Genomic DNA, 9,302 nt, shown 5'->3' with positions numbered 1-9,302 from the left:
TCCAATCGGTCAACATTGAAGAAGTTTGAGCGTAGCCTACTCTTTCTTGCTTTTCGTACCAAGCTTGTGTTCGTTCGTGGAGAGCTTTGTTGTAAACTAATCTTACACAGCCCAATGTGCGCCGCAATAGCGACTCTTGTTCGGGTGTGGGGTAAAATCGGTAAGAATAGGCTTTTTCCATGTCTCATATTTTAGCATATATTTCGTAAATGTGCTAATATTTAACAGTAAAGCCGCCGTAAAACGGCGGGGTTTCAGACCCAAATTTTCGATGAAAATTTTAATTATGGGTGGAACCCGATTTATCGGTGTTTCTTTGACTAAAGTGTTAGTAGAACAGGGTCATGAGGTAGTATTATTCAATCGTGGCAATAAACCCGCTCCGGTTGCTGGAGTACGACAGATTCATGGCGATCGCACTGACCCAGCGCAACTGAAAGAAAAGCTTAAAAATGAGAGTTTTGAGGCAATTTTCGATAACAATGGCAGAGAATTAAGTGATACTCAGCCCCTCGTCCAGATTTTTAGGGAAAGAATCGGGCATTTTGTCTATGTTAGCTCGGCGGGGGTTTATCTAAAATCCGACCAAATGCCCCATAAAGAAGGGGATAAACTAGATCCCAAAAGTCGCCACAAGGGAAAACACGAGACAGAAAACTATTTAAGCGAGATGGGTTTACCCTGGACTTCCATCCGTCCGGTTTATATCTACGGACCGGGGAACTATAATGACCTAGAAGCTTGGTTTTTTGACCGTTTGGTTCGTAATCGTCCTATTCCTATACCCGGTCATGGGGAACATTTTACCCAATTTGGTCACGTTGTCGATCTAGCTAAGGCCATGGCCGCAGTATTGGGCAATTCTCAGGCTATCGGTCAAGTGTATAATATTTCTGGCGATCGCTATGTAACTTTTAACGGTTTAGCAAAAGCTTGCGCGGCAGCGATGGGGAAAAATGCCGAGGAAATCGAGATTGTTAACTATAACCCCAAAAAATTTGACTTCGGCAAAAAGAAACCTTTCCCCCTGCGGGTTCAACATTTTTACGCTGATATTAATAAGGCCACCCGGGAGTTAAACTGGCAGCCTGAATATGATCTCGTCAGTGGTTTAGCAGACTCCTTCCAGAATGATTATCTCCCTTCCGGTCGCGATCGGCAAGAAATAGACTGGGCGATCGATGACCAGATCTTGGCAAACCAATAAAATTAATTTTTTGGTGGGAGTGGGGAAGTGGGGAAGTGGGGAAGTGGGGGAATTTCAACTAAAACCCCAACACCCTAAAACCCTAAAACCCTAACCCCCAAACTGATGCAGCTTTAACCAGTTATTGGACATTCCACCAACCGAAGGCCGGCCCGACAAAACGAATAACTACCCAAACCCCAGCTAAAACTCCTATACCAATCCAGGCACCCCTAGTGGTTAACTTGTAAGCTTGGGATGCTTGACTTTTGGTAATCGGTAGCCAAGGCAGGATGTTTTCTTCCTGTCCATACTTATCACCCAGGGCCGATTGACGACGTTTTGATTCACCCATACTAATGTCAGTTATTAAGAGGTTTTTATCTGATTGTATATCGAAAGACAACCGCCTACACTCACTCCCAGTCCGTGAAGGAGGGCGATCGAAACTGACGGCTGATGACCGACTATTATAGAATTAAAGGTTGCGACTGAAACGAGAATAATTATGGCAACCATTAACAGTAATTACTTAAAACTAAAAGCGGGTTATCTTTTCCCAGAAATTGCCCGACGAGTCCAAGCTTTTGCGGCAGCTAATCCCGATGCTAATATTATCCGTCTGGGGATTGGGGATGTCACCGAACCTTTGCCCCTAGCTTGTCGTGAGGCAATGATCAAAGCGGTGGAGGAAATGGGCGATCGCTCTAGCTTTAAGGGTTACGGGCCCGAACAGGGTTATGCTTGGTTAAGGGAGAAAATCGCCGTCCATGATTTTCAGGCTCGCGGTTGTGAGATAAGTGCCGATGAAATCTTTATTTCTGACGGTTCTAAGTGCGATACGGGCAATATTCTCGATATTTTTGGAGATAATAACTCGATCGCTGTTACTGACCCAGTATATCCCGTTTACGTCGATACTAACGTTATGGCCGGACACACCGGAGAGGTCAACGACCGCGGCGAATACGAGGGCTTGATTTATCTGCCAATTACCGCCGAAAATAACTTTACTGCCCAGATTCCGGCGGAAAAAGTCGATTTAATCTATCTCTGTTTTCCCAACAATCCCACCGGGGCCACGGCTACCAAAGAACACTTGACAGCTTGGGTTAATTATGCTAGGGCCAACGGATCGATTATCTTTTTTGATGCGGCCTACGAGGCCTTTATCACCGATGCCAGTTTACCCCATTCCATCTACGAAATCGAGGGGGCGCGGCAATGTGCGATCGAATTTCGCTCTTTTTCTAAAAATGCCGGTTTTACCGGGACCCGTTGCGCTTTAACCGTGGTTCCCCAAAGTCTGATGGCCAAAGCGGCCGACGGGACGGATGTGCAACTCTGGAAACTGTGGAATCGTCGGCAATCGACCAAATTTAACGGCGTTTCCTACATTGTCCAACGGGGGGCCGAGGCGGTTTATTCCCCGGAAGGACAAGCACAAGTACAAGAACTTGTCAAGTTTTATTTACAAAATGCAACAATTATCCGAGAAAAATTAACCGCCGCCGGTTTAGAAGTCCATGGTGGCGTAAATGCGCCCTACGTTTGGGTAAAAACGCCCCAAGGTCTATCGAGTTGGGATTTCTTCGATAAACTGCTACATACCTGTAATGTGGTGGGGACCCCCGGATCTGGCTTTGGGGCTGCCGGAGAGGGTTATTTCCGGCTGTCGGCTTTTAATAGTCGTGCCAATGTCGAGGCCGCTATGGAAAGAATTATCAGTAAATTTCAAGGCTAATGGTCAAAAGAGGGATGTTGGCGGAAGCATCCCCCAACAACCCCATCGGGAATTGATAGACTGTTGACACACCCAATTTTTCGGTAACTACTCACCGACAACGGCTCACCGATGCGACCCTTTTGGTTAGAATCCTTACAGGTAGAAAGATTAACGATCGCAATTGCTGGCCTACCGGCACATCTGCAAGGGATCAAGTTGGTGCAGTGGTCAGATCTGCACTGCGATGCACAGCATTTGCCTGTAGCTGTCCTGCAAGAAGCGATCGCCATTACTAATCAAGAAAAACCCGATCTCATCTTCCTGACGGGGGACTTTATTACCGATAGTCCCAGGCCAATTTTTACCCTGGTCGATAGCATAAAAGCTCTCAAAAGTCAAGGGGGTATTTATGCTTGTTTAGGAAATCATGACAGTTATCCTCCCCACGCAAGGGAAACCGTCAGATCAGCCTTAACTAGCGTGGGAATTCGGGTACTCTGGAATGAAATCGTCACACCCTACGGCGAAAATTTTCCCATCGTCGGATTGGCCGATTATTGGTCCGGGGAATTTTTACCGCAAATCCTTGAGCAAATTGCTCCCGATATACCCAGACTTGTCCTTTCCCACAATCCCGATACAGCCATGGTTTTAAGGGATTGGCGCGTGGATTTGCAGTTATCCGGTCATACCCACGGAGGCCAAGTGACTATCCCGGGTATGGGTTCCCTACCGATAGTTTTAGAGAAACTTAGGCGATCGCTGCCCGAACCCTATGGTCAATGGGTTCCCCTTCACCGGCAGTTTAGCAGAGTAGTCCGATACTGGCAATGGTCCGAGGGATTTCACCGAGTCGGGGAAAATCAATTATATGTCAATCGAGGCTTAGGAACCTATTTTCCCGGTCGTCTTTTTTGTCCCCCCGAAGTGACGGTAATTACTTTGATCAACAGCAGTCAGTCTTGAATCAGTGATCAGTGATCAGTGATCAGAGTTGAGTTTTCAGTTCGCTGATTACTCTTTACCGTTTACCGATCACAGCAAAAAAGCTCGCCATCTCCCCGCTCCCCACTACCCCACTACCCCACTGGTTACTGCTCACTGAAAAATCCCCATCCCCCCACTTTCCACTAAATAAATGACTGAGCAAGATACTGACTGGATAGGTTTGATGATCGGCAATTCTCGGCTACATTGGGGGTATTTTCGCGGTCAAACCCTGTTAGCTTGTCTCGATACTCCCCACCTGAGGGAACCCCTAAGTAATGAATTTTTGCAACAAATTTTCCCTAAACTCTTGACAAATAAATGTAACTGTGCATTGATTGTCGCCTCCGTGGTTCCTAACCAAAGAGAATTATGGGCAAATTATGGCAATTTACGGATAATTACTTTAAAAGATATGCCTTTACTGGATTTATATCCGACATTCGGCATCGATCGAGCTTTAGCTGTCTTAGGTGCGGGAAAAAAATACGGATTTCCCTGTTTAGTCATCGATGCGGGAACAGCCTTAACTTTTACGGGGGTGGATGGGGATAAAAAGCTAGTGGGGGGAGCAATTTTACCCGGGTTAAGGGTGCAATTAGCCAGTTTAAGGGAACGGACGGCAGCCTTACCAGAGGTGTCCTTATCGGAAAGATTACCGCAGATGTGGGCAAAGGAAACAGCAGAAGGTATAAGAAGTGGGATAATTTATACAATTTTGGCGGGAATAGAAAAATTCAGTCTGGAATGGTTAAATTTATATCCAGAGAGCGGGATAATTTTAACAGGGGGAGATGGGGACTTAATTAGGGATTACTGGCAAGAAAAGGCCATTAAATCACCCCTAGTGGATAAGACGATCATTTTTGAGGGAATTGCCGCAGTTAAGGGAATCTCCTCCTGTTTAATTGACAAAGGCGAACCTATCTAGTAAAGTCGGAGAAAGTTTTCTCAACTTGGGAAATTTCTCAACAACTAGGCAAAAAATTCAGGATATAGTTATGGCGATCGTTCTAGTAACCGGTTCTGCTGGTTTAATTGGTTCCGAATCAGTAAGATTTTTTTGTGATCGGGGTTATACCGTCGTCGGAATTGATAATAATATGCGTCAGGTATTTTTTGGCGAAGACGCTTCAACGGAGTGGAATCGAGCCAAATTATCGCAAGATTACGGGGATAAATACATTCACCATGCTGTGGATATTCGGGATCATGAAGCTATTGCAGATATATTTAAAACCTATAGTCATGATATATCCTTAATTATCCACACGGCGGCGCAACCTTCCCACGATTGGGCAGCAAAGGATCCCTATATGGATTTTAGTGTCAATGCTAACGGAACTTTAGTATTATTAGAAAATACTCGTCAACACTGTCCCCAAGCAGTATTTATTTTCTGTTCCACCAATAAAGTTTACGGGGATAGACCGAATGAATTACCTTTAGTAGAAAAAGAATTACGTTGGGAAATCTCGGAAAATCATCCTTATTTTGCTCATGGTATTGACGAGTTGATGAGTATTGATGCTTGTAAACATTCTTTGTTCGGTGCCTCGAAAGTGGCGGCGGATGTGTTAGTACAAGAATACGGTCGTTATTTTGAGATGAAAACAGCCTCTTTTCGCGGCGGTTGTTTAACCGGTCCAAGTCATTCGGGAACGCAATTACACGGTTTTTTATCCTACTTAATGAAATGTACGATGATCGGCAAAGAATACAGTATTTATGGGTATAAAGGTAAGCAGGTACGCGATAACATTCATAGTTACGATCTCGTCAATGCTTTCTATCATTTTTATCAGACTCCGCGAGTAGCAGAAGTTTATAATATCGGTGGTAGTCGCTTTAGTAATTGTTCCATGTTAGAAGCTATTCAAGAATGTGAAGCGATTGCGGATAAAAAGTTAAACTGGCAGTATGTAGAGACTAATCGTATTGGTGATCATATCTGGTGGATTTCTGATGTGAGTAAGTTTAAAAATCATTATCCTGATTGGCAGTTAACCTACACAGTAACAGATATTCTCAAAGAGATTTTTAGTCAAAACGTTAGCCGTTGGACTTAGGGTAAATCAAGAATTATTCTGGTCAATTTTTATCTGCTAGTTTTCCCTCGTTACCAAAGTGATTTTTAGCAAAATATACTGCTAGTAATTGAGGGACTCTGTCAATTAGTTAACCAGAGGACATTAATAATGTTATTAATCGCAATATTGACCTAGAAAAACTAAACCAGAGCATATTTTAAGATACCATTATGTTAACTAAAATCTACAACAATAAAATTTTCCGATTTCTCACTGCTGGGGGAGTGGCATTTTTAATTAGGGTCTGCTGAATAAATCTAAAAACCTTGCTGGATAAGACTTTTAGCCTTTTTTGAAATCCAAAAGTACCAGATATGGGAGTGATCAGGGGGAAATTCAGGTACTTTTTCCCTGAAAATTAGGTAATTGACCCCCTCAAAATCGGTAAAACCCCACACCCCACACCCTACACCCTACACCCTGCCCCTAGGAAAAACTTTTTCAGCAGACCCTAATTAACTTATTCTTAATTTATTGGTTCATTGATGACTTGGGATTCAATACCCCATTTCTGAAGAATGTTGCTAATGTCATTTCGATAGAAATATCTTTAATTGCCAGTTTCTTTATCTACAGAATCTGGGTGTGGACTGGGGGAGATTGGACAATCAGAGATGTGATTTTGATACAACTTCCTCTCTATCATCTCTCGGCAGGTTTAGCCGTTTTACTGCGAGTTTTTTTGATATTTCCCTTCTTAAACTGGTTAGGAATTAGCCCCGGAGTTAACACAATGATTGGGGTTTTACTGGGGGCCAGTATCAATTATGTCGCCAGTGATAGCCTAGTTTTTAAACCCAAGAATAAGACTAATGAGACAGAAATGTACTATCCCGAAGGATTAGCACCAGCTTTCCAGATGGACGGTTACTCTCACCCACGTCAATCAAGGGATAACTATGCAGTAAAAACCTTATCAATAGTTATTCCTGCTTACAACGAAGAAGATTGCATCGAAAGCACAACTCACTTAATATCTGAACGTTTAGAAGAGGATAAAATTGATTATGAAATCCTAGTGGTTAATGACAATAGCAAAGATAACACCGAAGCAGTTCTGCAAAAAATCAACCAAGAAAATCCTCGGATTCGTTACATCAATAACTATTATCCCAACGGTTTTGGTTTTGCGGTACGCTGTGGATTAGAAAATTTTAGCGGGGATGCAGTTGCAGTAGTAATGGCAGATAATTCCGACTCTCCCGATAACATGGTGGACTATTATTATAAACTCCAAGAAGGCTACGATTGCGTTTTTGGTTCCCGTTTTATCAAAGGAGGAAAAGTTATTGATTATCCCATGCACAAGTTATTCATTAATCGTTTGGCTAATCTATTCATTCAAGTTTTATTTGGGCTAAAATTTAATGATACCACTAACGCCTTTAAAATCTATCGTAAGGATGTTATCGAAGGAATCTCACCTCTACTCTCTCACCATTTTAACTTAACAGTAGAGATGCCCTTAAAAGCAATCGTGCGAGGATATTCCTATACGACAATTCCCATCACTTGGCGCAATCGTACCACGGGGGTTTCCAAGTTAAAACTCAAGGAAATGGGCAGTCGTTATTTATTTATAGTTCTCTCTATCTGGTTAGAAAAACACCTTTCTCGAGGCGACTATAAGCGCAAACAGAAAAAGAATCAAGTTGTTTGATAATTATCATCTAGAGGAGTATTTTTGATGACTAGGCAAGTGTTAATTACTGGTGGTGCGGGTTTTGTGGGCAGTTCCTTAGGTTTAGGATTAGCCCAACTCTATCCCGACTGGAAAATTATCGCTTTAGATAACTTAAAACGTCGCGGTTCCGAGTTAAATATTCCCCGTCTCAAACAAGCGGGAATTGAGTTTGTACATGGAGATGTCAGAAATGCGGAAGACTTAGAAGCATCCGCTTTGCCAGTGGATTTAATCCGAGAATGTTCGGCAGAACCTTCCGTTTTAGCTGGTTATAATCACGGGAAGGAATTAAAAGGTATTTTCTAGTTGCTTTCTGGTTAATATCTCTGGAAAATGGAGAATAGGGAACTCGAATCCCTGACCTCTGCGGTGCGATCGCAGCGCTCTACCAACTGAGCTAATTCCCCATATATAGAATATAATAGCATTTTTGAGCAGAAAATCCTAGGAACTGGCAAGGGATCGAGGGGCAAAAAATCGAGCGGCTTCTCTCTGGAAAACTTTAAAATAGAAAAAGTAATCTTGAGGATGATAACCAATGGCGATACTACGCTTAGAGAATGGGACAACCTATACCCAGTTAGCCGATATTAGTCTGGAATTGGCCAAATTAAATGTCACTTTAAACTATTGGCCGATCGAAAACGAAGCCACTCGTCAGCTACTTAAACAAGCTTCTCTCACTGACGAAGAAAAAGAAATAGTTTTAACCAGCTTAGACGGTTATTTTGAGCAACTTAAACAAGAAGCGGGTTATCAAGCTAGAGATTTAATCGTTTTACACCCTGAAATTCCCAATCTCGACACTTTACTGGCAAAGTTCGAGCGCTGTCACACCCACGCCGACGATGAGGTGCGTTATATCATTGATGGGGAGGGGGTTTTTGGCTTTGTCTTTGCCGATGGTTCTCAGGGGGAATTAACTATTCAACCTCAAGAATATATCAATGTTCCCGCCCATAGCGAACACTGGTTTCACCTCACTGCCAGTAAACGAGTTAAAGCAGTGCGTTATTTTACCAGTACCGTCGGATGGGTTCCCGAATATACGGAAACTGTCATTCGTTTTCCTAGTTTAACAGCCGTGTAGCCTTTGGTTTTTTGGCGATCGCTTTCCCAATAAGACAGAGGAGTTGTGCAGGGATGGCAACGCCGGCAGCCACAATCTGTTAAGCGGCAAATTTGTCCTGTTGAAAATCTCCCGTCTAGTGCCTAGCTTGACGGGAGATTGTCTCAATTCGGGGTATTGGCGTGATAGATTTAGTCTAAGCCGAATTGATTGCCCCGTTTGTACTGTAAGTAGGCGGCAACGAACAAACCCGCTAGGGTAATGGGAATTAAGCCTAGGACAATCCCTAGCACTAAAGGTTCAATCACGTCTGTACTCCTTGGATTAGCAATTTTTCACCCGTATTTTATCGTAGCAGCGGTTGCCCTGGAAAGATAGGGCGATCGCACATACTTATTAAATAGGGTCTGCTGAAAAAGTTTTTCCTGGGGGTAGGGTGTGGGGTGTGGGGTGTGGGGTGTAGGGTTTTACCGATTTTCAGGTGGTCAACTACCTAATTTTCAGGGAAAAAGTACCTCAATTTTCCCCCTGATCACTCCCATGCCTGGTACTTTTTGATT

The 9,302-nt window shown here is 43.3% G+C and carries 10 protein-coding genes, 1 tRNA gene and 1 pseudogene; 8 read left to right on the top strand and 4 right to left on the bottom strand.

Annotation, left to right across the window (positions count from 1 at the left end):
- The coding region (locus tag O9295_RS18130) for a helix-turn-helix domain-containing protein (protein ID WP_287683465.1) at nt 1–181 on the bottom strand (181 nt) is incomplete at its 3' end.
- A gap of 90 nt (nt 182–271) precedes the next feature.
- On the opposite strand from O9295_RS18130, the gene O9295_RS18125 reads away from it, so the two are divergent.
- Entirely contained in the window at nt 272–1,207 is a 936-nt protein-coding gene (locus O9295_RS18125) for an NAD-dependent epimerase/dehydratase family protein (RefSeq protein WP_288034310.1), read from the top strand.
- A 121-nt stretch (nt 1,208–1,328) separates the two neighbouring features.
- On the opposite strand, the gene O9295_RS18120 is transcribed toward O9295_RS18125, so the two are convergent.
- Nucleotides 1,329–1,541 carry a DUF2839 domain-containing protein gene (locus O9295_RS18120; RefSeq protein WP_002759416.1) on the bottom strand — a complete coding sequence of 71 codons (213 nt, stop codon included), beginning with the start codon at nt 1,539–1,541 and terminating at the stop codon, nt 1,329–1,331.
- Between the two features lie 153 nt (nt 1,542–1,694).
- On the opposite strand from O9295_RS18120, the gene O9295_RS18115 reads away from it, so the two are divergent.
- The 6 genes and pseudogenes from O9295_RS18115 to O9295_RS18090 form a co-directional block, all read left to right on the top strand.
- Nucleotides 1,695–2,930 (top strand): LL-diaminopimelate aminotransferase, encoded by a 1,236-nt coding sequence (locus tag O9295_RS18115; RefSeq protein ID WP_110543982.1) that lies wholly within the window; start codon nt 1,695–1,697, stop codon nt 2,928–2,930.
- A 111-nt stretch (nt 2,931–3,041) separates the two neighbouring features.
- On the top strand, nt 3,042–3,878 hold the full coding sequence (locus O9295_RS18110) for a metallophosphoesterase (protein WP_288034307.1): 837 nt from the start codon (nt 3,042–3,044) through the stop codon (nt 3,876–3,878).
- Between the two features lie 172 nt (nt 3,879–4,050).
- Nucleotides 4,051–4,830 carry a pantothenate kinase gene (locus tag O9295_RS18105; protein WP_288034305.1) on the top strand — a complete coding sequence of 260 codons (780 nt, stop codon included), beginning with the start codon at nt 4,051–4,053 and terminating at the stop codon, nt 4,828–4,830.
- 70 nt (nt 4,831–4,900) lie between these two features.
- Nucleotides 4,901–5,968 carry an NAD-dependent epimerase/dehydratase family protein gene (locus O9295_RS18100; protein ID WP_061431064.1) on the top strand — a complete coding sequence of 356 codons (1,068 nt, stop codon included), beginning with the start codon at nt 4,901–4,903 and terminating at the stop codon, nt 5,966–5,968.
- A gap of 475 nt (nt 5,969–6,443) precedes the next feature.
- A complete protein-coding gene (locus O9295_RS18095) occupies nt 6,444–7,649 on the top strand; it encodes a glycosyltransferase (protein ID WP_288034312.1) in 1,206 nt (401 codons plus the stop codon).
- 27 nt (nt 7,650–7,676) lie between these two features.
- Nucleotides 7,677–7,946 (top strand): annotated as a pseudogene (locus O9295_RS18090) (NAD-dependent epimerase/dehydratase family protein); the annotation flags it as partial.
- 61 nt (nt 7,947–8,007) lie between these two features.
- Here O9295_RS18090 and O9295_RS18085 read toward each other — a convergent pair.
- Nucleotides 8,008–8,080, bottom strand: a tRNA-Ala gene (locus tag O9295_RS18085).
- Nucleotides 8,081–8,211: 131 nt separating this feature from the next.
- Here O9295_RS18085 and O9295_RS18080 point away from each other — a divergent pair.
- Nucleotides 8,212–8,763: a 1,2-dihydroxy-3-keto-5-methylthiopentene dioxygenase gene (locus O9295_RS18080; protein ID WP_288034300.1), complete on the top strand. Its 552-nt coding sequence runs from the start codon at nt 8,212–8,214 to the stop codon at nt 8,761–8,763.
- 170 nt (nt 8,764–8,933) lie between these two features.
- Here the strand turns inward: O9295_RS18080 and petG are convergent, their stop codons facing one another.
- The gene (gene petG / locus O9295_RS18075) at nt 8,934–9,050 is read right to left on the bottom strand and encodes a cytochrome b6-f complex subunit V (protein ID WP_002738052.1); all 117 of its coding nucleotides are present in this window, start codon (nt 9,048–9,050) and stop codon (nt 8,934–8,936) included.
- Nucleotides 9,051–9,302 lie beyond the last annotated feature (252 nt).

The sequence above is a fragment of the Microcystis sp. LE18-22.4A genome, from assembly GCF_027531105.1.
GTDB classification, from domain to species: Bacteria; Cyanobacteriota; Cyanobacteriia; order Cyanobacteriales; family Microcystaceae; genus Microcystis; species Microcystis aeruginosa.
The sequence above is the reverse complement of the archived record's forward strand: the minus strand, read 5'-3'. Positions and strand labels throughout refer to the sequence as shown.

What these genes read in the sequence shown, in the direction of transcription:
- O9295_RS18125 (WP_288034310.1), top strand. Translation starts at nt 272, where the DNA reads ATGAAAATTTTAATTATGGGTGGAACCCGATTTATCGGTGTTTCTTTG.
- O9295_RS18120 (WP_002759416.1), bottom strand. Translation starts at nt 1,541, where the DNA reads ATGGGTGAATCAAAACGTCGTCAATCGGCCCTGGGTGATAAGTATGGA.
- O9295_RS18115 (WP_110543982.1), top strand. Translation starts at nt 1,695, where the DNA reads ATGGCAACCATTAACAGTAATTACTTAAAACTAAAAGCGGGTTATCTT.
- O9295_RS18110 (WP_288034307.1), top strand. Translation starts at nt 3,042, where the DNA reads ATGCGACCCTTTTGGTTAGAATCCTTACAGGTAGAAAGATTAACGATC.
- O9295_RS18105 (WP_288034305.1), top strand. Translation starts at nt 4,051, where the DNA reads ATGACTGAGCAAGATACTGACTGGATAGGTTTGATGATCGGCAATTCT.
- O9295_RS18100 (WP_061431064.1), top strand. Translation starts at nt 4,901, where the DNA reads ATGGCGATCGTTCTAGTAACCGGTTCTGCTGGTTTAATTGGTTCCGAA.
- O9295_RS18080 (WP_288034300.1), top strand. Translation starts at nt 8,212, where the DNA reads ATGGCGATACTACGCTTAGAGAATGGGACAACCTATACCCAGTTAGCC.